The organism is Terriglobus roseus (assembly GCF_900105625.1).
In the GTDB taxonomy this organism is placed as follows: domain Bacteria; phylum Acidobacteriota; class Terriglobia; order Terriglobales; family Acidobacteriaceae; genus Terriglobus; species Terriglobus roseus_B.
Genome location: NZ_FNSD01000001.1, coordinates 487831 through 511604, shown reverse-complemented (window position 1 = coordinate 511604; position 23774 = coordinate 487831). Strand labels below are relative to the sequence as shown.

Genomic DNA, 23774 nt, shown 5'->3' with positions numbered 1-23774 from the left:
TCCATCATCGGTGCGTGGATCCTTTCAAAGCACAACGACTCAAAGCACAACCACGGCAAGCCATGTCAACAGCAGGCCGATGTAAGCGGCTCCCAGCAAATAGCTGAGCCAGTGCCTGCGCGTGGAGGGCCCACGATTGACTTGCCATACGGGGAACGGGGACAGGTGGATGGAAGATGCGGGCATCGGATGTTCCTCCTCGATGTTGCTTGGCGACCCTAAGCGCTCAGGCTAAGGACGGGGCATTTCGCCTGTGCGATGACCGCGGGCGTGACGCCTCGTTCCAGGTATTCCAGCCGGAAGGTAGAGCGGCGCGATCCCAGCACGATCAGGTCGGAGCCCGTGCGGTCTGCCAGTGCAACCAGTGCTTCCGATGGGTTGCCATGCTCAACGATGGACTCTGGATCGCACCAGTCGATCGCGGCCGCTGGCAGCGCCTTCAGCAGCGAACTCTCTAGGGCGATGTCATCCTCAGACAGCAGCGTGGAGCCTTCGCCCTTATTCACGCGGCAGATAACGAGACGGGCGCCTCCATCTTCGGCAAATGCCAGCGCGACCGGCAGCGCCTTGTTCGCCTGTGGACTCATGTCATTCGCAAACAGGATCTTCTGAAATGGCACGATCGCATCGGTGCTCGCAGCGACGCGTGGCCCGATCGTCAGGACCGGGATTCTCGCGGTACGGATAACTTCCTCCGCGACCGAACCCAGGACCAGCTTCTTGAGCGCGCCCTTCGAAGTTGTGCCCATCACGATCAGGTTGGCACCGCACTCCATGGCAACATTCAGGATTGCCTGCGCCACGGAGAACGACTCAGCCACGTGTAGTACGGATTGAACGCCGGACAGCCTGGAGATCAGCGCATTCAATTGTGCATGCCGTGCTTCGACCAGGTCTTGAATGGGCAACACGCAGGTTCCATCGCCCGCAGGAATGGGTGTGTTCAGATCCACAACCGTTACGACATGCAATCGCGAGCCGTAGCGGCGGGCGATCTGTGCTGCGTAGGTCTCGGCCCGCGCGGATGCAGGAGCGAAGTCTGTGGCAAAAACAATGTCATCCAGGGTTATTTCCGGGCGATTTCCGATCACGGGCATTTCGGTCTCCGATATTGCTGTTGACCTCAAACTAGGCGCACTCCGCGCGCAGGACAGTGACCTGATTTACCGCCCTCGGTGATTGGCATCACTGCCTCGTCCTTTGTCCGGTGGCACCGTTGATTTGTCAGCGAAGAAGTAGAGTTCATCGCCCGGTTGGGCGCGTAGCGAAAGCGCACGGGAAAGAGGGAGCAGATGCATGTGATGGAGCAATCGGCGACGAATACGGCGGAGATGGTCCGGGCAACAACTCCCATGGAATTCTTCTCGATGGTCCATCACATCGAGTCGTGCATCGGTGCGAAGACGCTTGAAATCCCGAAGTCCAGAAACTGGGAGGGACCGCTTACTGAGCAGGACTGGAAGTTTGCCGAGGAGCTTGTTCTGGATCCGGCCGAAGTCTCGTCCACCGTTCGCAATGACGGCATGCTCGTACGCGTTCCGGTGGGTGGCTATCGCGCAGAAGACATCCGCCTGCACACGGAGAGGAGCCTGTTGGGTCTCTGCGGCTACACAGAAAATGCGGATGGAGGAGCGAAGATGTTCTACGCACGCGTCAAGCTTCCGCAAACGGTTCGCGGATCTCGCTCTGCGGCCTGGATTTCTGATGGCGTGCTTCATGTTGCGCTGCCATGTGAACAGGCAGCGACGGTCCCGCCAGACGTCCAGATGCCGTTGCTTCCCAAGCCCGTGCGCCCGACCTACGCGGCTGCAATGTGAGTCTTCGCCGGGCGGGACTTTGGCGAACTTTTTTTAAGCGAGATGGCTCGGATGGGGCAGGGCGCACCAGCGTACTTCGGGCGCGCGCCGGGCAGTGGGGGCGGGCCATGCTGTGGGATACCCAAGAACAAGGGGGGCGACCACCGTGTAGCTCTCAGGGATCGCCAGCTTGCGTTTGGTCTCTGGTAGTTCGAAATAGTCGGTCGCAATACCTACCCATGCCGAACCAAGCCCTGCGGAACGCGCGGCCAGCATCAGGTTCTCTGCTGCAAGACAGCACGCGTCCCGTGTGTCTGCCTGTCGGGACGTGGCCAGGACGAGGATCAGGACCGGAGCCCCATAGAACACACGGTAATCCGCCGCGGAGAGGACTGGCCGCATCGGAGAGGTAAATGGTTCGTTGGGTGGATGCTGCATGATCCAGTTCTTCACCTGATGGCCTAGCGCCTCGATGCTGTCGGCATCCAGGAACGTCCAGAAGGCGACGGGCTGCGCATTCCGAGCGCTCGGAGCCATGCTTGCAGCCTCAATCAGATCCTGCACCGTGGCAGCGTTCACAGACCGATCGCTGAAGGATCGAACAGACCTGCGGTTCCGGATTGTTTCGATGCAGTCCATTCGTCTTCCAGAGATGCCGACGTGGCAGGGGGATTTCGGAATTGTTTGGCCTCACGTACCTAGCAGCTTGCCAGCTGACGGAGTGCGGCAGGCTTCAGCACTGTCAGCGAGATGCCCTTGATGGTGATGGTGCCTTCCTTCCGAAGACGGCTCAGGGTCCGGGTCACCGTCTCGCGGGTCGTTGCCGTCATGCACGCCAGCTCCTCGTGGGTCAGCGTCATGGTGAGCGGCGTTCCCGCGGCAGCGCTCTCTTCCGACCAGTCAAGGAGCAGGCGCGACAGCCGACCTGCGGGAGTCTCCGGCAGCGCCATCAGGCGCATCTCGTGGAAAGCGGATCGGTAGTCCTGTGCGAGCGCGCGCGCGGCGCCAAGACTGGCGTCGTTGAACTCGCGCATGAACTCTTGCAGGACGCGCGCATGAAGCACGCGAATCCGGCTTGGCAGTACGGCCTCCGCGGTGATTTCGTAGGGTGTCGAGCCCATGACGGCACTCATGCCCAGCACGTCTCCGGGTCCCGAAAGCCGCAGAATCGCCGACCGGCCCTCGGTTGAAGTCGCTGTGGACTTGACCTTGCCGCTGCAGACGAGAAAGACTGCCCCTGCCGCTTCGCCCTCGCGGAAAAGAACATTGCCGCGCGGGTACTCCATGGTGATGGAGTTGGCTTCCAGAAAATTTCTGGCCGCTTCGCCCAAATTGCAGAACGCGTACTTACCAACATGTGGGCAGTTCGTGCACTTGGACATGCGTGTCTCCTGAGCTTCTCTACCGCGGGAGTAGCATTTGGGGAACCAAACACACATTGTTGTGATATCAATCACTTGTCGCTTTCTTTCGGTTCCCTGAACAGGGGCCACTGCGTCTTTTGGCGCAGCATATTGGGCCAGATAACGCAGCTGCAGGTTCTTATGGCCGAGTTGATCCGCGCAGTCATCATCGACGACAACCTCAGCAGCCTGGAACTGCTCACTGCGGCACTTGAGCAGAAGGATGTCGCGATTCACACGGCTTCGGACCCGGTGCTTGGACTCGACCTGGTGCGGAAGCTGAAGCCCCAGCTGGTCATCACGGACCTGGTGATGCCGGGGCTGAGCGGCCTCGACGTCCTGCGCGAGATCATGGCGTTTGCGCCGGCCACGAACGTCATCCTGATGACGGCCCACTACACTACGGAGACCGCCGTCGAGGCCATACGCAACGGTGCTGCAGACTACCTGCAGAAGCCAGTCAGGGTGGCCGCCCTTCGAGACCGTGTCCGGCATCTACTGGCCGCAGCCGAGAGCCGCAAGGTGGCGTTATCACGCTCCTCGACGCAGTTCGACGATTTCAGCTTTGAGGGGCTCCTGGCGAAGAGTGCATCGATGTGGAACGTCTTCGCGTTGATCGACAAGGTGGCGCCGCACTTCCGGACGCTCTTGATTCAGGGCGAAACCGGCACAGGCAAAGATCTTGTTGCGCAGGCGATTCATGCGCGCAGCAGGGTGAAGGGGCGCTTCGTTGTGCTGAATTGTTCGGCCGTCGTGGAGACGCTGTTTGAGAGCGAGCTCTTCGGACACACTCGCGGATCGTTCACCGGCGCTGACCGGGACAAGACCGGTCTGTTCGTCGCGGCTGACGGTGGCACGCTGTTCCTCGACGAGGTTGGCGATATGCCCATTGCAACACAGGCCAAACTGCTGCGCGCCATTCAGAACCAGGAGATCTACAAAATAGGTTCGCTCGTTCCGACGCGGGTAAACGTGAAGGTGATCGCCGCCACCCATCGCAATCTAAAGCAGGAAGCCAAAGAGGGCCGTTTTCGGGAAGATCTCTTCTACCGGCTGTCCATGGTGGAGATTGAAGTCCCGCCGTTGCGCGATCGCAGGGACGATATTGAGCTGCTGGCCGGTCAGTTCGCAGTTCGATTTTCCGCAGAGTTCCAGAAGAAAGTCCGTGGCATCTCGCCTCGGGCACAGCTGATTCTGAACCGCTATGACTGGCCCGGTAATGTCCGGCAGCTTGAGCATGTGATCGCACGTTCCTGCATGCTGTCGGAGGGGGAACTGATTGAAGGGGAAGATCTACCGGCAGATGTCGTGGCAGGGTCGCAGCCGTCGCCGGCGGCGACGGTCTCCCGACTTGCCGAGCAGGAGCGGCAGCTGCTGGAACAGATCCATCGGGAGACGAAGGGAAACCAGTCAGAGAGCGCAAGGCGCCTCGGGATTGGGCGCGATGCGCTTCGCTACAAGCTGAATAAGTACGGCTTGTCTTCCTAAGGCGCCAGAACGGTCTGAAGCAGGGATCGCAGGGCTGCCGGGCGAATGGGTTTCACCAGGACGTCGGTAAAACCAGCCTGACGCAGACGCGCAGGGTGGTGCTCCGCAGAGACACAGGTCATGGCGATGATGGGAGTCTCTTTAAAGGCAGCGTGCCGCCTCAACGTCGCGATGACCTCAAGGCCATTCTTCTTCGCCAGATCCATGTCCATGACGATGACGTGCGGTGGGAAGAGGATTGCCAGACGCACGACCTGCTCTCCATTCGCCGCTTCCATCAGGTCGAACCCCATATCTTCCAGGATGGACCGCAATAGTTCGCGCGCGAGGGCAGCTCCATCAGCGATAAGGCAAGTCGCAATCATCAAGAATCCCAGCAGAGAAGAGGCGTGCAGATCGGCAATTCGATGAAGATAGCTGCACACCGGGTGGCGCGATGTGACCGAGATCACATGGCTGCTACGGCAGTGGCATGGTGAAGGAGAAGATGCTTCCGGTTCCCAACTGACTGCTGACGGAGAGAGAGCCGCCCTGCGTCTCCACCAGTTCTCTGCAGATCGCCAGGCCAAGGCCAGTGCCTTCGCGCACGCCGCCCGTGGTCACGCCCACCTGGTAGAACTTCCCGAAGATGTTTGAGAGCTCTTCCGGGGCAATGCCGATACCGTTGTCCCGGATCGAGATCTTCGCAAATCCCGGTTCGCGGGTTGCCTTCATGCGAATGGCGCCACCGGGAGCGGTGAACTTGATCGCATTGCTCAGCAGGTTGGTAAGGATCTGACGGAGACGCGTCGGATCGGCCAGCAACACGAGGTCAGGATCACACGAGACGGTCACCCGCAGCGCCTTCGCTTCGCAGGAGAGCCGCACGGTTTCGATGGCCTCGGTGAATGCCTGATGGAGCGAGAGTTCTTCCGGATGGATCGTAAGTCCACCGGCTTCAATCCGGCTTAGATCGAGCACATCATTGATGAGTTCCAGAAGGTGTTCTGAATCGCGCCGGATGTTTTCAACGAAGCGTAACTGGCGTTCGGAAAGTGTGTGTTGAGGGTCTTCATGCAACAGATCCGTAAAGCCGATGATGGTGTGTAAGGGTGTGCGAAGTTCGTGGCTGACGCTTGCCAGAAACTCACTCTTCAAGCGATTCAGGCGCTCTGCCTCCTGCTGACGCGCGGAGACTTCGCTGAGATAGCTCTCCTGCAACAGGCGCACCTGTTGATCGGACCGTCGCCGTTCCGTGACGTCCCGGATGGCAGCGACGACAAGAACGCCGCTATCCATCACGATGGGACTCAAGCTGACCTCAACGGGAAACTCAGATCCATCCTTGCGCCGGGCGCTCAGGTCGAGTCCCTCGCCCATGGCCCTGGCCCGGTCGGCCTGCATAAAAGCGTCTCGATGCGATGCGTGCTGTGAGCGGTTCGCTGCGGGAATCAGCATCTCAATCGGAGCGCCCAGCAATTCCTCCCGCGGGTAGCCAAAGTGTCTCTCCGCGGTCTGATTGGCGATGACGATGATGCCGCCGGCATCGACCTCAAGAATTGCGTCCGGCGCATGTTCGATCACTTCGCGATACTTCCGCTCTGCCAGCAATTCCGTGCGGGTCTGGGCCTCTGCCGCCTCTGCCGCCTTTCGCTGGGTGATGTCCGTCGCGATCTTGGCGATGCCAATTACGACGTCATCTTCATCCTTGATGGGGAAGAGGCTCAGCGCGATGAAGACCCGGTGCCCGTCTTTATGTCTGCGTGAGGTTTCGAAGTTATCGATACGTTCGCCGCGCCGCAGCACATCCAGCAGCCCGCGCACGATGGATTCTTCGCCCGGCCACGCCAGCGCGAAGACCGGCATACCGATCGCCTCTTCCGCGGTATAGCCGAAGATGCGGGATGCCGCCGCGTTCCACGTCATGATGGTGCCTTCGAGGGACTCCGCCATGATGGCGGAGTTGGATGACTCCACAATCGCAGCGAGCCACCGCTCTGGATCCGACCATGTCCCCGCCTGCTTGGGGAGGGAACTGCGTAAGTGTTCCATCTGCTGTGCCATGGTCAGGCGTCCAGTCTACCCCTGCGCACGTTGATCATCCTTAGCTACGACGATGATGGGGCACTTTGCTTCTCCTACAACGTCTGACAGCAGATCGCGGTGGAAGTGGCTGTGCAGTGGGCCGGCATGCTCCGCAGCCATCACCACGGCTCCCGGCTGAAGTGCTTTCAGAAGCCTGAGAACAGAGTCCTTCGCGATGCCCTGGCGGATTTCGCGCCGTGGAATTTCGTGTGAGACGTTCACGCCCGGGAGCTGGTCCGCCAGGCTCCGAAAAAAGACCTCGCTGTCGACGGGATTCGCAATTTCTGAGCCTTTGTCAGTAATGGAGAACAGCGTAAACGCCGCGCCTACTTCACGAGACAGGTGGTATCCGTACACTGCCGCACTGACGTCTTCGCGTGACTGCCCAACGATGCAGACAACTTCTTTTGGTGCCCAGGCACCGCTCGGCATGTCCGCATTCGGCCCGACGATCATCACCGGCCAGCCCGAGCGGTCGGCTACATCCTCGGCGGTGGAACCGAAGAACAAGCGGTCCAGGCCGCGAGGCGCATGGGTCCCGAGCACCAGCAGGTCGGCTGACTTCTCGCGTGCAAGGCTCTGTAGTTCCTCAGTGACAAGACCCCAGTGCTCGGCACGGTCGGCCTTCAGGCCGCTGGCGCGAAGATCTTCCACCGCCTGGTCTAACTGGGAATCCGTGATGGCGGCTGCGCTCCTGTCCAGATCCTCGAAGTACATACCTTCGGGAGTCACAATGGGACTTACCGGCTGGCTGACGTGCGCGATGGTCACATGCGATCCAAAGCGGCGCGCCAGCGACTTGGAGCACTCCATCGCTTTCTGATTCATATCCGCTGGATCGAACGCAAGCAGGATTTCGTGAGGAATTGCGTAGGGGTAATTGGTGGGAGCCGCGGTCGACATAGGATTACTGCCTTTCATCGGAGATCGGTTCTCCCTGAAAGTAGCGACGGGAGTACCGTGCCGCTGTGACCGCGCTCACAGTGGTTTGGTCATACCTGCCATCGCTGTCGGCTCGGGAGATTCCAAGGGTCTGTGATGGACATCACAGCCACGCGTTGCGTTTGTAGCGGATTCTCAGGGCTAGATGAGGATCGATGCTGACACCGAAGCCCGTCCCTGCAAACTCCACTCCCTATAACGGCCGTCTGCCATATCGTGTGCTGCCGCCCACTCGCTACCGATCGGCTCGCAGGCCGCGCACTTATGTCGCACGCGGGGTGATGTTCGCTTTTGCGGGATTCCTCTGCGCAGCGTTTCTGAGAGTGCATGGCTCAGAGGCCAATCGCTGGTTGATGGTGCTCCCCTTCATCCTCTGCATGGCAGCGACACGCGACGCAGTCCGAAGCATGCACGTTAGTTGGGACCTTCACCACGGGGGCGTGCTTTTCCTGCTGTATGCAGACATGATGCTGCTGACGCTGATTGCAGTCTGGACCATCTGGCCTTTGTGATGGTCAGAGAGTCGGCACTGCTTCTCCAACGAGCGCGCCGACGCCGAATGTCACGGCCATAGCCAGGATTCCCCAGAAGGTGACACGCAGGGATCCCTTCAGCACACCCGCACCGCCGGCGCGAGCGGCCAGACCGCCCAGGACCATCAGGCACACCAGGGACGTCAGAACGACAAGCGGGATTAAATGTTGGCTGGCCAGAACTCCGACAATCAGCGGAACCACCGCGCCCGCTGCGAAGCTTGCAGCCGAAGCGAGCGCTGCCTGCACTGGCCTGGCAGTGTAACCGTCTGCAATGCCCAGTTCATCGCGAGCATGGGCAGCCAACGCGTCCTTTGCCATCAATTGTTTTGCAACCTCGGCTGCGAGTTCTGGCGTGAGGCCGCGGCTCACATAGATGTGCTTCAACTCACTGTGTTCGCCGACAGGATCGGTGGCGAGTTCCTGCCGCTCGCGCTCAAGGTCCGATGCCTCCGAGTCAGCCTGCGACGAGACGGAGACATACTCGCCCGCGGCCATGGACATGGCTCCGGCGACAAGGCCTGCAGCGCCGGAGATCAGGACGGCGTGATGTGTTCCGTGAGCTGCCGCGACACCAAGCACGAGGCTGGCGGTCGACAGCAGGCCATCGTTCGCACCCAGTACCGAAGCACGAAGCCAGCCGACTCGATTGATGCGATGACGTTCGATGTGCATCGAAGAATCCCCCATGTCGTTGGTGTGACAAGTCACGGCGATTCGTGATTCTTTCGACCGCCTGTGACGCACATCACGTCCATGCAGACCGCTATCAGACATAGTCCATGCAGAGGCCTTCATGTCGAAGTTGTTCCTGTTGCTGCTGATCCTTTGGCCTTTACCCGTGAAGGCGCAGCGCGATCCGGTTCGCGGCATCCCTGTGCTTGTATACCACCGCTTTGACCAGAGACAGACGGGTGCGACCACGGTCCTTACAGAAAATTTTGTGGAGCAAATAGACTGGCTCGCGAAGCATGGCTACCGCATCGTTCCTTTGCAGGATGTCGTGTCCATGGTGACAGAGAACCGCCTGCCGCCGAGCGTTCGGCAAGTGGCGATTACGGTCGATGACGGGCATCGGTCCGTCTACACCGAGCTTTACCCGCTGATCAAAGTCCGTCACATCCCCATCACTTTATTCATCTATCCGACCGTCATCTCGAAGGCATCGTACGCGCTGACGTGGGAACAGTTGCAGGAGATGAAGTCGTCCGGGCTTGTCCGTATCGAGTCTCACACGCTTTGGCACCCCGACTTCCGAGCGGAGCGGAAGCGACTGGACGGGCAGGCATACGCGGCCCTGGTTCACGATCAGCTCGTGAAGTCTCGCTCAATTCTCGAACAGCGCCTTGGGATACAGGTTCATTTGCTGGCGTGGCCCTACGGCATCTTCGATGACGACCTCATGCAGGCAGCGGAGCAGGCGGGCTATACCGCCGCGTTTGCATACGACGGAAAGATCGCAATGCCGAACGATCCCAGATTGGCAATCCATCGCATTGCTCGATCACCCTGGTCTCGCAGGCTTCCCGGTGCTCGAGCAGATGGCTGCAGCCAGGCTGGGGGAGAAGCGATGAACGCGATGCGTCTTGTTCTCCTGTTCGCTGCCTTCGGCATATGGACAGTCCGCGATTGCGTTGCTGCTGTATCGCAGCGCGTGCTTATCACCGACGCCAACACGGGCAAAGCAGTGTCGCGCGTTACGGTCGTGATCGATGGCAGAACCGCGCCAGTAGACGGCTCCGGCAGCATTGAGATTGCGGCATCCGCAAAGTCCGTGAGTGCGCGCGCGATCGGTTATTGGCCTTACCACTCAGACATCGCGGCGCTGCGTGAGCAGTCGACGATTTCACTACGTCCCATCGCAGTTCATGCCTTGTATCTCACGGAATATGGCATCGCTTCCAAGGCACTGCGCGAGCCAGTGCTCGATATCATTCGGAGAGGCGGCGCCAACGCGCTCGTGATCACGATCAAGTCTGATCGAGGCAACCTTGCCTATCCGAGCGCGATCCCGCTTGCAACACAGATCGGTGCGCGCAGGATGACAACCATCCGCTCACTGCCCGACCTGGTGACGGATCTTCATAGCAAGGGCATCTATCTCATCGCACGGATCGTCACCTTCAAAGACGATCCGCTTGCTACGGCACATCCTGAATATGGAGTTCGCTTGAATTCAGGTGGGTTGTTCAAGGACAGGGAACACCTCTCGTGGACAGATCCCTTCCGTCGCGAGGTACGGGACTACAACATCGCCATCGCGGTTGAAGCTGCGAAGGCGGGCTTCGATGAGGTGCAGTTCGACTATGTGCGTTTCCCCGATTGCCCGCAGAAGCTGCAGTTCAGCGGAACCGCCGACGAAGCTGGCCGCGTGAAGGCAGTCACCAGTTTCTTGGCGGAAGCGCACAAAGCACTCGAGCCCTTCAACGCGTTCCTGTCTGTCGACATCTTCGGCTATGTCTTGTGGAACAGGAATGACACCGGCATTGGTCAGCGGCTTGAGGAGATCGTGCCGGCAGTGGACTACGTGTGTCCTATGCTCTATCCCTCAGGATTCAGCTTTGGCATCCCCGGGCACCCAAATCCCGTGGGCACGAATGAAGACATCTACCAGACCGTTCGACTCTCACTCGAGGAATCGATCAAGCGCACCCATGCTGATCCGAAGATGTTCCGGCCGTGGATCCAGGGCTTCCGCGATTACGCGTTCTCACGCCGTCCATTTGGCGCTGCAGAGGTCGCATCACAAACCCGTGCAGCCACGGACGCCCACGCTGACGGCTGGTCCCTTTGGAATGCCAGGAATGTTTACACCGACGCGTGCTTGAAGTGATCGGACGGCAGCCGGAAACTCAGTTCGGGTTCCTTCCTGGCTCGTCTGATTGCCAAGCGTAGGATGAACGCATCCGGGGTCTGCGTTGCGCTCCCTCAAAGGCCGGATATGAGAGCAGGCTTTTCGATGGATGAACAGTCGCAAGTGGTCGCTGTGCCGGCTCCCAAGAACGAAGCAGATCTTTTTCCCATGTACCCCATGAAGGGGCGTACGCCGGTCTTCCCGGACGACGTCAAGGAGACCCATCGCAGAACGAAAACTCCGTTGCTTCAATATGTGCTCAGTGCGCGGCCCCTTGCTTTCCTGACGGCCCCACTGATCTATCTCTGCCTGGTCGCATTTCTTATGCTGGATGTCTTCGTCTCGCTCTACCAGGCGATCTGTTTCCCGATTTATGGCATTCCCAAGGCGAGACGGTCGGACTATCTGATCTTTGATCGGGGAGCGCTGCTCTATCTCAACGCGTTGGAACGCTTCAACTGCATCAACTGCTCGTACGCCAACGGGTTGATCGCCTATGTCATGGAGATCGTCGGACGAACAGAGCAGCACTGGTGCCCTTTGAAGCATGCGCAAAAGTTGATCACTCAGCACAGTCGCTACCGCTCCTTTCTGCCCTATGGCGATGCTCGTATGTATCGGGAGAGGATAGATGGTGTTCGAGAGGAATTCGAGGATTTGCGTCCTTAGCTATCGTGTCTTCTTCGTGTGACTCTATGCCGCAAAGGCCTGGAGAATGTAAGCTTCCGCGGCCCCCCGTGTGACTGCGATCACAGAAATGCAATGGGTACCGGCGCATCCTGAGATTGCAGGAGGATCTCATGTCGCAGTCAATCTTCACCATTGAACCCACAGGTCAAAGCAAGCCGGTCGTGTCCGTTCCGCCGCTGTCCATTCATAAGATTGTGGTCGGCTATGTCAATGACGATTGCGGTAACAGAGCCTTGCGCTGGGCCGAGGAGATTGCTGCCTCCGTTGGAGCGCAGCTCATCGTGACGCACTCTGTGCCGCCGCCCCCTGGCGTGGTCGATGTTTACTATGAGGAACTCAAAGAAGACGTCCTGCAGGAAGCGCACACCAAGGTGGCACGAGAGATTCGCGAGCATCTCCGTCATTCGGAAAAAGGCGTCACCCAGGTTGTCTCCTTTGAGGGGCCGGCTAAGCTGATGCTGCAGACCGCAACGCGGACAAATGCCGACCTGGTTGTTGTTGGATCGCACGGCAGGAAGGGGATTGAGCAATTTCTCTTCGGCTCCGTATCAGAATCCCTTGCATTCCGTTGCACTTGCCCGGTCCTTGTGTGTGGGCCTGCGTGTGAAGCGACTATGCGGCGCGAAGGTGCCGTGCTTTTTGCGAGCACGCCATCCGGCTTGAACGTCCGTGCAGCGGAGTACGCGAAGGCAATCGCGGAACGGCTCGGATCGGACCTGATCGCCATGCACACTGCGGCCGACCGTCCGCCCGCAGAAGCTTCGGACCGACTCTGGAAGGAAGACCTCGCCAAAGAGACGATGCGTATGGCTCTGGCCGAACCGACGGAGGCGTCCAGCAAGATCCGCTATGGTGTGCAATACGGCGATCCCGCCGCGGAGACGCTCGCAATGGCGGACAGGGAAGGCGTGGCGCTGATTGTCCTGGGCAGCGGTGAGCGCGTCGCCGGTGCAGACCATTTCACCTGGCATCCGGTCGGACAGATCCTGAGGTCGGCGCACTGCCCGGTGCTCATCGTGAGCGATCTGTCGAAGTAAACGTTCCGCCTATGGGACTGGATTGCATCGCTCGTACTTTGCGGGCCTCTCGAAGACGGTGCATTGCCGGTCCTTCAACTTAGCGATGAGTCATCGTCGCGTCCGCGAGGTGTCCGTGTGCTGCCTGCAAACGCCGGCCATGATTTCCTGAGGGCAGAAGTTTAGACTGCAAGAAGCATGCCAGTTTCCGTACCCCTCGACGCAGCCTACCTTCTCCACATCTCCCAACTTCTGAACCTGCCTTTACCCAGCGTGCGCGCTGTCATTGCCTTGACGGATGAGGGCTCCACGGTCCCGTTCATTGCTCGCTATCGTAAGGAAGCGACGGGCAACCTGGACGAGGTACAGATCCGCGAAATTGCAGAGAAAGCCGAATACTTCCAGGAACTTCGGCAGCGACGCGAGACGATCCTTGCGTCGATCACAGAGCAGGGTAAGTTGACCGACGATTTGAAGGCGCGCATCCTCGCGACAATGGATCGCTCCGAACTGGAGGACCTGTACCTGCCGTACAAGCCGAAACGCCGCACCAAGGCGACCATCGCGCGAGAGAAGGGGCTCGAGCCTCTGGCGGACTACATCTGGGGTCAGGCTCCTGCAGCGGTGGATCTCATTGCACTGGCCCAATCGCTCGTCGATCCGGAGAGGGAAGTTGCAACAATCGACGATGCGCTTGAAGGAGCCCGCCACATTGTTGCGGAGCGGATTAGTGAAGATGCGGAGGTGCGAAAGGCAACGCGTCACCTCATGTTCGAAGAAGGGTTCATCACCAGCCGCAAAGCTTTCGATGCCGTCGATGAGCAAGAGAAGTTCAAGATGTACTACGACTATCGCGAGCCGGTGAAGACGATCCCGTCCCATCGCATGCTCGCGGTTCGTCGCGGCGAATCGGAGAACGTTCTGTACTGGCTGATCGAGCTGGAGGAACCGCGGGTTCTCGGGCTCATCCGGTCTCGTGTTCTAAGAGCCGATGGCGATTGGACCGCGCATCTCAACCTTGCCATCGACGATTGCTGGAAGCGTCTGCTCAACTCATCGATCCAGGTCGAGATTCGTATGGAGCTGAAGCGTCGGTCGGATGCGGCGGCGATCGATGTCTTTCGCGACAATCTTGAGAATCTGCTGCTGGCCGCGCCAGCCGGTCCCATCGGGGTGCTCGGTGTCGATCCGGGGCTGCGGACGGGCTGCAAACTGGCCGTCGTGAATGAGACAGGTAAGTTCCTTGCGGACGATGTGATCTATCCGCACACAGGGCGTACCAAGGAAGCGATGGACAAGCTGGCTGCACTCATTGCAAAGCACAATATCCGTGCCATCGCGATCGGCAACGGTACCGCATCGCGTGAGACGGATGCCTTCCTCCGCGAGTTTCTGGAAGCGAAGAACCTTTCCGGTATCTTCCGCGTTACGGTTTCGGAGGCCGGGGCAAGTGTGTACTCGGCATCGGACATCGCCCGCCAGGAGTTTCCCGACCTTGACTTGACGGTACGTGGAGCGATCTCGATTGCACGCCGTCTGCAGGATCCGCTTGCGGAGTTGGTGAAGGTCGACCCGAAGTCCATCGGCGTCGGGCAGTATCAGCATGATGTGGATCAACGCCAGTTGCAGCAGTCGCTCGAGGCTGCCATTGAAAGTTGCGTGAACCGGGTTGGTGTTGACCTCAATACAGCGTCGTGGACGTTGCTGCGGTACGTCTCAGGCGTCACAGAGCGCGTTGCCCTTAATATCGTGAGTTTCCGAGATGAGCATGGTCAGTTCCGATCACGGTCACAGCTGCATGAGGTCCCGGGCGTTGGGCCGAAGACATTTGAACAAGCGGCGGGCTTCCTACGCGTTCGCGATGGCGAGCAGCCCTTGGACAACACTGCAGTTCATCCGGAGTCCTACGGCCTCGTCGAAGAGATTGCGCAGTCGCTTTCCACGCCGGTCGCGGACCTGATTCGTTCGCCACATCTGCTCTCGGGTGTGAAACAGAGCAGCTTCGGCGCGGGCACCTTCACGTGGAACGACATCCTGGAAGAGTTGAAGAAGCCGGGACGTGACCCACGCGACACCTTTGTCGCTCCGAGCTTTAACGAAGCGGTACGCGATCTTGCCGATGTTGTGCCGGGCATGGTGCTCGAAGGTGTTGTGAGCAACGTGACAAAGTTTGGTGCCTTCGTCGATGTTGGTGTTCACCAGGATGGTCTGGTCCACATCTCTGAGATATCGAACCGGTTCATCAAAGATCCGGCAGAGATACTCAAAGCGGGACAAATCGTGAAGGTGAAAGTGCTTTCAGCGGACACGAAGACGAAGCGCATTGCGCTGTCTATCAAAGCATTGCAGGCGCCGTCCGGAGCTTCACCAAAGAGTCGTCCGGCCAAAGAGGCGGCGCCTGTCACGGTCAGTGATCAGCTTGCGGCTCTGTCTTCGAAGTGGCGCACGCGATAAGCCGTGTTCTATTCCGGCTGATCCTCGTGAAAGATGCCGTGCTTTTCAATCCGGTAGATGAGCGCCCGCCGACTGATGTCCAGATATCGGGCGGCGTGCGTTTGGTTCCCATCGAAGCGGGCAAGCGCCTGGCTGATTAACTCGCGCTCGACTGCCTCCAGGCTGATGCCCTCTTCCGGTAGCGGAAAGTTCAGTGGCGAGGCATTGGATTCTGACGCCGCCTGTAGGTCTTCCGGAAGATTGTCTTCCGTGAGCAGATCGTCCGCCGACAGCACCAGGAGACGCTCAATAACATTTTCTAACTGGCGTACGTTCCCCGGCCACGCATAGCTGATGAGCTTTTGTAGCAGTGGTCGAGACATCCGCGCCTGAAGCAGGCCATGCCTTTCCTTGGCTCGCTTGAACAAAACGTCGATCAATTCCGGCAGATCATCGCGTCGTTCCCGCAACGGCGGAATACGCAGCGATACGACCGTGAGCCGGTAATACAGGTCTTCACGAAAGGTCCCGTCTTCTACCATCGCGGCGAGATTGCGATGGGTTGCTCCGATCACGCGCACATCAACTCGCGTGGGCGTGCTGGCGCCTAGCTTTGCAAGCTCGCCTTCCTGCAGCACGCGCAACAATTTCACCTGCGCATCCAGCGGTAACTCACCTACTTCATCCAGAAACAGCGTTCCGCCTTCGGCCGCTTCGATGCGACCGGTCTTGTTTGTGAGTGCGCCGGTGAAGGCGCCTCGAACATAGCCAAACAATTCGGATTCGACGAGGTCCTCCGGGATAGCACCGCAGTTGATTGGAACGAAGGCGCGGGCGCGTCTTCCACTGTTGTTGTGAATCGCTCGAGCGAGCAACTCTTTTCCCGTGCCAGTCTCGCCCTGAATCAGTACGGTCGTGTCATGCGGCGCGACGCGCGATGCCTGATCGAGGACCCGCAGGAAACTCTTGGCACGACCAATGATGTTCTCAAATCCGAAACGCTGATCGAGCACAGACCGCAGGGCCCGCACTTCTTCCCGGAGTGTTTGCCGCTCCATTGCTCGATGCACGACGAGCACCAGGGCATCGAAGTCCAGCGGCTTGGTGACGTAGTCGTACGCGCCGATCTTCATTGCCTCAACAGCGGTCTCAACCGTACCGAATGCGGTGATCACAATGACTGTCGTGTCCATCGCGGAGACCGCGATCTTCCGCAACAGGTCAAGGCCGCCGCTGGGCATGCGCAGATCCGTGATGACGAGGGCTGGCTGCAGTTCCGGCAGCATACCGTATGCTTCGTCACCGTCAGCGGCAAGCGATACGTTGTAGCCTGCCTCTTCCAGTTGAATCTTCATGACGCGTCGCAGACTACTGTCGTCGTCCACGACAAGGATGCTGGCCTTCTTCAATCCAGAACCGCCTTATCTTTCGCCTTTGCCAATTCGCTTACGGACGGTGGATGCAAGGGCAGATCCACACGGAAGGTCATCCCTCGCCGATGGGCTTCATTCATGCGGCAGAATAGGGTACCGCCGTGCTGCGCGACGATGTTGGCAGATACCGCGAGGCCCAGTCCGGAACCATTTTCTTTCGTGGTGAAGAAGGGATCGAAGAGGCGGTCCATGTTCTCCGGCTCAACACCGCAACCCTCGTCTTCCACTTCAACGGATAAGCTCTGCGTATCCATGGCGGCCCGAATGTTTACTGTTCCTGGCGCGGTCGTGGCTTGGATTGCATTCAGGACCAGATTCAGGAGCACCTGCTTCACCTGCTCAGCGTCGCACTCTACCTCTCCATGCAGGGTCTTCGTGTGAAGCACAACATCGACACCACGCTCCACTCCACTGTGCTGAGCGAGGGTCGTTACCGACTGCAGGACAGCGGCTGGGTCCGTCGGTTGAAAGCGGGGCAGACGCGGACGCGCGAAGTCCAGAAAGTTTGTCAGCAGTTTATTCAGGCGCTGCGATTCCTTCATGAGGATTTCGAGACACTCCTGCTGGCTGGCTGCGGGTGCATGCCCGCGTGCGACAACACCCGCCGCGCCGCTGATGCTGGCGAGTGGGTTTCGGATCTCATGCGCCAGGCTCGCAGCGAGTTCACCGGCAGCGGTCAACCTCTCGGTCTTCTTCATCTGCTGGATGTTCTCGCGCAACTCCGAGTAGACGCGTTCGAGTTCGCGCTTGGTCGCCTCAACGCGTGCTCTCTGCATCCGCTCACGATCGGCGACAAGCCCCGCGATCATGCCGGCAATGCCAAAGGTGCTCAGTTCGACGACCTGATCCTGCGCGTCCACGGGAGCGCGATACCAGTGTCGATAGATGATGGGGGACTGAAGCGCGACAGCGAATACGATGGCGCGCAGCGCGCCCTTCCATCCGAAGATCATGCCGGCGAGCATGAACGGAAGAATGTTCAGGTGATGAAGGATGTTGTGGAGCACGACTGCATGCGGCGGTATGATCCACGTCGTGACGGCGAGCGCAACGATCAGGAACGCGATGACCGCAGCCTTCCACTCGGGCGAACGAATCCGGCTTTGTACGGACTCCATGGGAGTATTCTCCCACGCTGGGCGCTGGCGCATCGGAGTGGGATAGATCGCGATCTGAGCGGCGCGCTGCATGGATGATGATCGTTGCAATCGATCCTCCAAACTGTGCAACGGCAGCCATGCGGGGTGCAGGCATCGGAGGTGTCCGCTTTGCGTCGTTACGGTAGGGATCACTGTCCCATAAGGGACAGCTCGTTGCGCGAAACGCCCGTTCTTGCTTGAATCCGCGTTGGCCCACTGATTGCACTTGAAGGTCTCGTGAAGTCCTATGCAGTGATTCCCATCGCAGCCCTGTTCCTGGCTTCTGCCGGTTCAGGTCAGACGTTGAGTCCGCCCGGTCCTGCGACCGTGAACTCGCCTGTGACAACTCAGGCCTTGCCTCCGCCGTTGCCTGATGTGCCCGCAGCGGCGCCGGCACATCCGTTGACCCTTGCGGAAGCAGTCGCCATGGCAGAGCAGAATAGCCCTCGTCTCCGCGGCGCAGCGGCGGCCTCACAGCGTGCTGCTGCGGCGGTACAGACCAGTCGGGCCTATAGCAATCCGTCCGTCGAAGTGTATGGAGGGCGGCAGTATGCGCGGCCGATCGCGACCCCTGGTGTTCCCGGACTGCTGCAGCACTACGCGGCTTATCAGCCGGTCGAGATACCGTCGGAACGTCGGGCCCGTACCCGCGCCGCAGAACTCGCACGCACCAGCGCAGGCTTCGGCCAGCAGGGTGTGACACGCTCTGTCGCGGCCGATGCGAAACATGCCTTCTACGAAGTTCTGCGCAGGCAGGAAGAAGTGAGGCACGAGCAGGAGAATCTGAAGCTCGTGGAAGATCTGCGGCGTCGCGTGGAAGTGGAATATCGCGTTGGCGAGAAGGGCCGCCTGGAACTGACGCGTGCCGAGGCGGAACTGGGCCGTGCGGGTTTCGCGGTCCGCAGCGCGCAATTGGAGCTTGCAAACGCAATCGCACTGCTTCGGATCGCGATTGCTGCACCGGCTGACGAAGCACTCGATCCGCAGGGCACCCTCGACGCGCGCATCAAGCTACCCGAGCTGGCTGTCCTGCGAGAAGGGGTGCTGCGAACACACCCTGCGATCGCGCAGGCGAAGGCAGATGTCGAGGCCGCGGACGCCAAACTCGCACGCGAACGCAGCCTGCGTATTCCGCAGCCCACCGTCTTCGCCGAGTTTGAGAACCAACCCGATCTTCGTTTCTGGCGCACCGGCGTCACGGTGCCCATTCCTCTTTGGGACCGTCGTCGAGGGCCTATCGAGGAATCGAAGGCTGCCATCACGCAGGCACAAGCAGAAGCGGATCAGCGGCGACTGGAACTGATCTCCGCGACCGAACGTGCGTATGAGCAGTACCAGCTCGCCGATCAGCAGGCGACATCGCTTGAGGCTGGCGAACTCCGTGCGGCGTCCAGCGCGGTGGACGCGGCACAGGCCGCCTATCGCTACGGCGAGCGTGGCATTGTGGAGGTGCTCGATGCGCAACGTGTCCTGCAGAGCGCCCGTGGAGATCTGCTGAACGCACAGTTCGCGCGCCAGTCTGCATTGATTGATCTTGAAGAACTTGGCGCCATTGTGCCCGGAGGAAGACCGTGACCTCACCAGCCTTGAATCTCTACGCATGCACTCGGATGCCCCTCCGCGTCTCCCTCCTTGCCGTCATTGCGGCAGCCTCCGTGCTGTCGCTCGACGGGTGCAAGAAAGAGGTCAAGCCTGCGGCCGCTGAGACCCAGACCGATCCGTTTGCGGTGAAGGTTCCGCCAGCCCTTACCGGCAGCTTGAAGATTGGACCTCCACGTCTCACGGATGTCCGAGGCACGCTGCAGGTCTCTGGACGTGTTGAGACAGATGCAAGCCGCATCGCCCGCGTCGGCTCTCCGGTCGCGGGTCGCATTCTCAAACTGAATGCCTTTGAAGGCGAGTATGTTCACGCGGGTACTGTGCTTGCGACACTCCACAGCACGAACCTTTCAGACACGCAGATGTCGTTGATCAAGGCCTACTCTGACCAGACGCTCGCAGAGGCCGCAACGAAACGCGCAGAGCAGCTTGTGGAAGCTGATGTGATTGGCCGGGCTGAACTGGAGCGCCGTCGCGCAGAGCTGGTGCAGGCAAGCGCGGAGGTGTCGTCGTACGAGACGCAACTGCGCGGGCTTGGCATGACGAACTCGCAGATGAAGGTGTTGCAGAGCACGCGCAGGCTCAGTGCGGATTACCCCATTGTGACGCCGCGCGCGGGCACCGTTCTCGAACGCAAAGTAACCGTGGGGCAGGTCGTTCAACCCGCCGATCCTGCTTACACGATCGCGGATCTTTCAAGCGTATGGGTCGTAGCGAATGTGCCGGAAGAAGAGGCAGGCATGTTACGCAAGGGACTTGAAGTGAGCGTACGGATTCCGGCACGGCCGGAACAGGATATCCACGGAGCGCTGGCCTATGTGGCACCCACTGTTGACCCCGCAACACGCACCGTTGAAGTGCGCATGGATCTGCGGAACAACCAGGGACTCTTTAAGCCGGACGAGTTGGCCAGCGTGACCTTTGGCGGTCACACAGAAAAGAAGCTGACCGTCCCACAGACTGCCATTGTCCGGGAAGAAAACAAGGACTACATCTTCGTCCAGACTGCGGTGAATCGCTTCCTGCTGCGCGAGGTGCAGTTGGGGGACGAGAGCAACGACGAACGCGTGGTATTAAGCGGTGTCACCGCCAATGAGCTTATTGTTCTTGACGGTGCCTTCCACCTGAATAATCAACGCAAACAGGATGCCATCAAGGGGAGCCGCTAAGCATGTTGCAAGCCATCATTGCGGGCGCGCTTCGGCAGCGGCTGATCCTGGTTGTGGTCTCTCTTGTGCTCGTTGGTTTCGGTCTCAACGCGGCAAAGCACCTCTCTGTGGACGCCTTTCCGGATGTCGCGAATGTCCAGGTGCAGATCGCGACCGAGGCGTCGGGGAAATCGCCCGAAGAGGTCGAACGTTTCGTTACTGTTCCCATTGAGATTGCGATGACCGGCTTGCCTGGCATGACGGACATGCGCTCCCTCAACAAGCCGGGCCTATCTTTGATCACGCTTGTCTTCCAGGATGGCAGCGATCTTCACCTGGAACGGCAGATGGTTTCGGAACGTCTCTCAGAGGTGCGCGACCGCATGCCGGAGGGCGTTGCGCCTGTGCTCGGTCCCATCACGAATGCACTGGGCGAAGTCTTTCAATACACACTGGAACGTCCGGGTGAAGCGGACGATAAGCATGTCCTGACGAACGAGGAGCTGGTCGAGCGCCGGACGCTGCAGGACTGGGTTGTTCGACCACTGCTTCGTTCCATTGCGGGTGTTGCAGAGATCAATTCGACGGGCGGCTTCGTCAAGCAATACGAGACACTGGTCGATCCGCAGAAGCTGCACTACTACAACCTGACCGTCAACGATGTGCGCAATGCACTGGCGCATAACAATGCCAACGCCGGCGGCGGCATTTTGCCGCAGCACGCGGAGCAGTACCTCATCCGCTCCGTTGGCCTGGTGCGGAATCTTGAAGACATCCGCAACATCGTTCTGAAAGAAAGCCGGGGCACACCGGTTTACATCCGTGACGTCGCAGAGGTGCGACTGGGGACTGAAGTTCGCTACGGCGCCATGATCAAGAATGGCTACACTGAGGCGGTCGGCGGTGTTGTGCTGATGACCAGCGGTGGGAATGCCAAGGAGATCGTCAGCCGCGTGAAGGAGCGCGTCGCCGACATCAACGCCCGCCATATGATCCCGGGTGGACTGCAGATCGTGCCGTACTACGATCGGTCGCAGCTTGTCGACGCAGCCATTCACACGGTGACTGAGGTGCTGGGCGAGGGCATTCTTTTTGTCATCGTTGTCCTGGTCCTCTTCCTCGGCGATATTCGTTCGAGTCTTATCGTGAGCACCACGCTCGTCGTGACACCGCTGCTGACCTTCCTGATCATGAACCAGGTGGGTCTGTCGGCGAACCTGATGTCGCTTGGCGGTCTTGCGATCGCGATCGGCCTCATGGTGGACGGGTCAGTTGTCGTCGTCGAAAATGTCTTCGCGAAGTTGAGCCATGCAAGGCAACATGCGGCGGAGGCTATCGGCGCACGACAGAAGCTCAACATCGTACTTGCGGCAGTCACCGAGGTCGCAACGCCTACGGTCTTTGGCGTCACCATCATCATCCTGGTGTTCATGCCGCTGATGACTCTGGAGGGCATGGAAGGCAAGATGTTTGCGCCGCTTGCCTACACGATTGCCATTGCACTGGCGATCTCACTGCTGCTGTCACTCACGCTGTCACCGGTACTGTCCTCGTACCTGTTGAAAGGTGGGTCGGAGGACGATACACGGCTTGTCCGGCTGCTTCGGCGGCCTTATGATGCCCTGCTCGGATGGACGCTGGAGAATCGTCGGAAAGCTGTGGTCGCGGTTGGCGTCATTTTCATCGCGGCTATGTCGCTCTTCCCGTTCCTGGGTACCGCATTTATCCCGGAAATGCAGGAAGGCACCCTTTCGCCAAATGCCGATCGTGTGCCGAATATCTCTCTTGAAGAATCGCTCAAGATGGAAATGTCGATGCAGAAGAGCATGATGCAGGTAAAGGGCGTCGAGAATGTTGTGTCGCGCATCGGCCGTGGCGAGTCGCCTGCAGATCCTGCCGGTCCCAACGAGGCCGACGTGCTCGCATCGCTCACGCCTTATGATGAGCGACCGCGAGATCGTACGCAGGACAAGATTGCCGACGAGATGCGCGAGCGGCTTGCATCCATCCCCGGCATCAACCTGGTAATGTCGCAGCCCATCAGCGACCGCGTCGATGAGATGGTGTCAGGCGTCCGTGCGGATGTTGCCGTGATGTTGTACGGCGATGACCTGGATGTGCTCGTCGCCAAGGCGAATGAGATTGCCAAGGTGGCAAGCGGCATTCAGGGCACACAGGACACGCGCGTCGATCGTGTCGGCGGTCAGCAGTATTTGACCATCGACATCAACCGTGCGGCCATCGCCCGCTATGGCATCAACGCGGCGGACGTGAATGAGATTATCGAAACCGCCATAGCAGGGAAATCTGCAACGGAGATCTACGAAGGTGAGCGCCGCTTCGCAGCCGTGGTTCGGCTACCGCGTGCACAACGCGACAGCATGGACGATATCCGCGAGCTTCAGATCAGTTCTCCGGATGGGCCTCGTGTGCCGCTGAAGGAGCTGGCAACCGTCAAGGTTGTTGAAGGTCCTGCGCTCATCAACCGCAGCATGGGCAAGCGACGCATCGTCGTGGGTGTCAATGTGCAGGGGCGCGACCTCGGCAGTTTTGTATCGGAACTGCAGGGGAAAGTTGATAAGCAGGTGCCACTGCCGGCGGGCTACTTCATTGAGTGGGGAGGACAATTCCACAACATGGAGCGTGCCCTTCATCACCTGATGATCATCGTCCCCATCACCATCGCTGCAATCTTCTTCCTGCTGTTTGTGCTGTTCAAGTCTGTGCGGTTCGCGGCGCTCATCATCACGGTACTACCGCTCGCATCCATCGGCGGCGTGCTGGGTCTGTTCCTGTCTGGTGAATACTTGTCAGTCCCTGCTTCGGTGGGCTTCATCGCTCTGTGGGGCATTGCGGTTCTGAACGGAGTCGTCCTTGTCTCCTATATCCGCAAATTGCGCCAGGAAGGTATGAGCCAGGACGACGCGGTGCGTGAGGGCACGCGTCTCCGCTTCCGGCCCGTAATGATGACGGCGACTGTTGCCGCCCTTGGCCTGGTGCCATTCCTGTTCGCAACGGGACCCGGTTCTGAGATTCAGCGCCCGCTCGCCATTGTCGTGATCGGCGGCCTCGTCAGCTCGACGGCGTTGACACTGCTACTCGTGCCGTCTGTCTACGGTTTTTTTGAAGGGAAGGCAGACTACGTAGTCGAAGAAGGAGACGAGTGGGCAGGATGATTCGGACTGGCCCCGTTCCGGTTAGGTCTGCGGTTCCCGGAGCGTAGAGCGGAGCCGCGT

20 protein-coding genes are annotated in these 23774 nt (G+C 59.5%); 10 read left to right on the top strand and 10 right to left on the bottom strand.

Going from position 1 to position 23774, the window contains the following annotated elements; translation table 11 throughout:
• Nucleotides 1–39 precede the first annotated feature (39 nt).
• Complete coding sequence (locus BLW03_RS20530; protein ID WP_170834928.1) at nucleotides 40–186, bottom strand: hypothetical protein; 147 nt, start codon at nucleotides 184–186, stop codon at nucleotides 40–42.
• Nucleotides 187–218: 32 nt separating this feature from the next.
• On the bottom strand, nucleotides 219–1097 hold the full coding sequence (locus BLW03_RS02115) for a universal stress protein (RefSeq protein ID WP_074652134.1): 879 nt from the start codon (nucleotides 1095–1097) through the stop codon (nucleotides 219–221).
• Between the two features lie 204 nt (nucleotides 1098–1301).
• Between BLW03_RS02115 and BLW03_RS02110 the strand changes: the two genes are divergently transcribed.
• Nucleotides 1302–1817, top strand: a complete 516-nt coding sequence (locus BLW03_RS02110) for an Hsp20/alpha crystallin family protein (protein ID WP_074652133.1) — start codon at nucleotides 1302–1304, stop codon at nucleotides 1815–1817.
• A gap of 33 nt (nucleotides 1818–1850) precedes the next feature.
• Here BLW03_RS02110 and BLW03_RS02105 read toward each other — a convergent pair whose 3' ends face one another.
• Both BLW03_RS02105 and BLW03_RS02100 read right to left on the bottom strand, forming a co-directional pair.
• Nucleotides 1851–2435 (bottom strand): nitroreductase family protein, encoded by a 585-nt coding sequence (locus BLW03_RS02105; RefSeq protein ID WP_244501921.1) that lies wholly within the window; start codon nucleotides 2433–2435, stop codon nucleotides 1851–1853.
• A gap of 59 nt (nucleotides 2436–2494) precedes the next feature.
• On the bottom strand, nucleotides 2495–3178 hold the full coding sequence (locus BLW03_RS02100; protein WP_074652132.1) for a Crp/Fnr family transcriptional regulator: 684 nt from the start codon (nucleotides 3176–3178) through the stop codon (nucleotides 2495–2497).
• A 162-nt stretch (nucleotides 3179–3340) separates the two neighbouring features.
• Between BLW03_RS02100 and BLW03_RS02095 the strand changes: the two genes are divergently transcribed.
• Complete coding sequence (locus BLW03_RS02095; protein WP_074652131.1) at nucleotides 3341–4687, top strand: sigma-54-dependent transcriptional regulator; 1347 nt, start codon at nucleotides 3341–3343, stop codon at nucleotides 4685–4687.
• Here BLW03_RS02095 and BLW03_RS02090 read toward each other — a convergent pair.
• From BLW03_RS02090 to BLW03_RS02080, 3 genes are all read right to left on the bottom strand, one after another.
• Nucleotides 4684–5052, bottom strand: a complete 369-nt coding sequence (locus BLW03_RS02090) for a response regulator (RefSeq protein WP_074655706.1) — start codon at nucleotides 5050–5052, stop codon at nucleotides 4684–4686. The genes BLW03_RS02095 and BLW03_RS02090 overlap by 4 nt on opposite strands.
• A gap of 94 nt (nucleotides 5053–5146) precedes the next feature.
• The gene (locus BLW03_RS02085) at nucleotides 5147–6730 is read right to left on the bottom strand and encodes a PAS domain-containing sensor histidine kinase (RefSeq protein ID WP_074652130.1); all 1584 of its coding nucleotides are present in this window, start codon (nucleotides 6728–6730) and stop codon (nucleotides 5147–5149) included.
• 15 nt (nucleotides 6731–6745) lie between these two features.
• Nucleotides 6746–7672 carry a universal stress protein gene (locus BLW03_RS02080; RefSeq protein WP_074652129.1) on the bottom strand — a complete coding sequence of 309 codons (927 nt, stop codon included), beginning with the start codon at nucleotides 7670–7672 and terminating at the stop codon, nucleotides 6746–6748.
• A gap of 176 nt (nucleotides 7673–7848) precedes the next feature.
• Between BLW03_RS02080 and BLW03_RS02075 the strand changes: the two genes are divergently transcribed.
• Nucleotides 7849–8205, top strand: coding sequence for a hypothetical protein (locus tag BLW03_RS02075; protein ID WP_074652128.1), 357 nt, complete (start codon nucleotides 7849–7851; stop codon nucleotides 8203–8205).
• 3 nt (nucleotides 8206–8208) lie between these two features.
• On the opposite strand, the gene BLW03_RS02070 is transcribed toward BLW03_RS02075, so the two are convergent.
• Nucleotides 8209–8901: a VIT1/CCC1 transporter family protein gene (locus BLW03_RS02070; RefSeq protein ID WP_139285066.1), complete on the bottom strand. Its 693-nt coding sequence runs from the start codon at nucleotides 8899–8901 to the stop codon at nucleotides 8209–8211.
• Between the two features lie 121 nt (nucleotides 8902–9022).
• Between BLW03_RS02070 and BLW03_RS20085 the strand changes: the two genes are divergently transcribed.
• The 4 genes from BLW03_RS20085 to BLW03_RS02045 all read left to right on the top strand — a co-directional run bounded on the left by BLW03_RS20085 (nucleotide 9023) and on the right by BLW03_RS02045 (nucleotide 15240).
• A complete protein-coding gene (locus BLW03_RS20085; RefSeq protein ID WP_083350260.1) occupies nucleotides 9023–11059 on the top strand; it encodes a putative glycoside hydrolase in 2037 nt (678 codons plus the stop codon).
• 126 nt (nucleotides 11060–11185) lie between these two features.
• Nucleotides 11186–11749 carry a hypothetical protein gene (locus BLW03_RS02055; RefSeq protein WP_074652126.1) on the top strand — a complete coding sequence of 188 codons (564 nt, stop codon included), beginning with the start codon at nucleotides 11186–11188 and terminating at the stop codon, nucleotides 11747–11749.
• A gap of 131 nt (nucleotides 11750–11880) precedes the next feature.
• Nucleotides 11881–12807, top strand: coding sequence for a universal stress protein (locus BLW03_RS02050; RefSeq protein ID WP_074652125.1), 927 nt, complete (start codon nucleotides 11881–11883; stop codon nucleotides 12805–12807).
• A 177-nt stretch (nucleotides 12808–12984) separates the two neighbouring features.
• The gene (locus tag BLW03_RS02045; protein ID WP_074652124.1) at nucleotides 12985–15240 is read left to right on the top strand and encodes a Tex family protein; all 2256 of its coding nucleotides are present in this window, start codon (nucleotides 12985–12987) and stop codon (nucleotides 15238–15240) included.
• An 8-nt stretch (nucleotides 15241–15248) separates the two neighbouring features.
• Here the strand turns inward: BLW03_RS02045 and BLW03_RS02040 are convergent, their stop codons facing one another.
• The gene (locus BLW03_RS02040) at nucleotides 15249–16628 is read right to left on the bottom strand and encodes a sigma-54-dependent transcriptional regulator (RefSeq protein WP_074652123.1); all 1380 of its coding nucleotides are present in this window, start codon (nucleotides 16626–16628) and stop codon (nucleotides 15249–15251) included.
• Complete coding sequence (locus tag BLW03_RS02035; RefSeq protein WP_074652122.1) at nucleotides 16625–17842, bottom strand: ATP-binding protein; 1218 nt, start codon at nucleotides 17840–17842, stop codon at nucleotides 16625–16627. The genes BLW03_RS02040 and BLW03_RS02035 overlap by 4 nt, the downstream gene beginning before the upstream one ends.
• 186 nt (nucleotides 17843–18028) lie before the next feature.
• Here BLW03_RS02035 and BLW03_RS02030 point away from each other — a divergent pair, with 186 nt between their 5' ends.
• Genes BLW03_RS02030 through BLW03_RS02020 form a run of 3 tightly spaced genes read left to right on the top strand, consistent with a single transcriptional unit; the run spans nucleotide 18029 to nucleotide 23714 of the window.
• Complete coding sequence (locus BLW03_RS02030; RefSeq protein WP_074652121.1) at nucleotides 18029–19366, top strand: TolC family protein; 1338 nt, start codon at nucleotides 18029–18031, stop codon at nucleotides 19364–19366.
• Complete coding sequence (locus BLW03_RS02025) at nucleotides 19363–20559, top strand: efflux RND transporter periplasmic adaptor subunit (protein ID WP_244501920.1); 1197 nt, start codon at nucleotides 19363–19365, stop codon at nucleotides 20557–20559. Before BLW03_RS02030 ends, BLW03_RS02025 begins: the two co-directional genes overlap by 4 nt.
• 2 nt (nucleotides 20560–20561) lie before the next feature.
• Nucleotides 20562–23714 (top strand): efflux RND transporter permease subunit, encoded by a 3153-nt coding sequence (locus BLW03_RS02020; RefSeq protein ID WP_074652119.1) that lies wholly within the window; start codon nucleotides 20562–20564, stop codon nucleotides 23712–23714.
• The last annotated feature ends 60 nt before the right edge of the window (nucleotides 23715–23774 follow it).

Bases quoted from the DNA above. Each gene is read 5' to 3' on its own strand.
- BLW03_RS20530 (WP_170834928.1), bottom strand. From the start codon at position 186: ATGCCCGCATCTTCCATCCACCTGTCCCCGTTCCCCGTATGGCAAGTC.
- BLW03_RS02115 (WP_074652134.1), bottom strand. From the start codon at position 1,097: ATGCCCGTGATCGGAAATCGCCCGGAAATAACCCTGGATGACATTGTT.
- BLW03_RS02110 (WP_074652133.1), top strand. From the start codon at position 1,302: ATGGAGCAATCGGCGACGAATACGGCGGAGATGGTCCGGGCAACAACT.
- BLW03_RS02105 (WP_244501921.1), bottom strand. From the start codon at position 2,435: ATGGACTGCATCGAAACAATCCGGAACCGCAGGTCTGTTCGATCCTTC.
- BLW03_RS02100 (WP_074652132.1), bottom strand. From the start codon at position 3,178: ATGTCCAAGTGCACGAACTGCCCACATGTTGGTAAGTACGCGTTCTGC.
- BLW03_RS02095 (WP_074652131.1), top strand. From the start codon at position 3,341: ATGGCCGAGTTGATCCGCGCAGTCATCATCGACGACAACCTCAGCAGC.
- BLW03_RS02090 (WP_074655706.1), bottom strand. From the start codon at position 5,052: ATGATTGCGACTTGCCTTATCGCTGATGGAGCTGCCCTCGCGCGCGAA.
- BLW03_RS02085 (WP_074652130.1), bottom strand. From the start codon at position 6,730: ATGGCACAGCAGATGGAACACTTACGCAGTTCCCTCCCCAAGCAGGCG.
- BLW03_RS02080 (WP_074652129.1), bottom strand. From the start codon at position 7,672: ATGAAAGGCAGTAATCCTATGTCGACCGCGGCTCCCACCAATTACCCC.
- BLW03_RS02075 (WP_074652128.1), top strand. From the start codon at position 7,849: ATGCTGACACCGAAGCCCGTCCCTGCAAACTCCACTCCCTATAACGGC.
- BLW03_RS02070 (WP_139285066.1), bottom strand. From the start codon at position 8,901: ATGCACATCGAACGTCATCGCATCAATCGAGTCGGCTGGCTTCGTGCT.
- BLW03_RS20085 (WP_083350260.1), top strand. From the start codon at position 9,023: ATGTCGAAGTTGTTCCTGTTGCTGCTGATCCTTTGGCCTTTACCCGTG.
- BLW03_RS02055 (WP_074652126.1), top strand. From the start codon at position 11,186: ATGGATGAACAGTCGCAAGTGGTCGCTGTGCCGGCTCCCAAGAACGAA.
- BLW03_RS02050 (WP_074652125.1), top strand. From the start codon at position 11,881: ATGTCGCAGTCAATCTTCACCATTGAACCCACAGGTCAAAGCAAGCCG.
- BLW03_RS02045 (WP_074652124.1), top strand. From the start codon at position 12,985: ATGCCAGTTTCCGTACCCCTCGACGCAGCCTACCTTCTCCACATCTCC.
- BLW03_RS02035 (WP_074652122.1), bottom strand. From the start codon at position 17,842: ATGCAGCGCGCCGCTCAGATCGCGATCTATCCCACTCCGATGCGCCAG.
- BLW03_RS02020 (WP_074652119.1), top strand. From the start codon at position 20,562: ATGTTGCAAGCCATCATTGCGGGCGCGCTTCGGCAGCGGCTGATCCTG.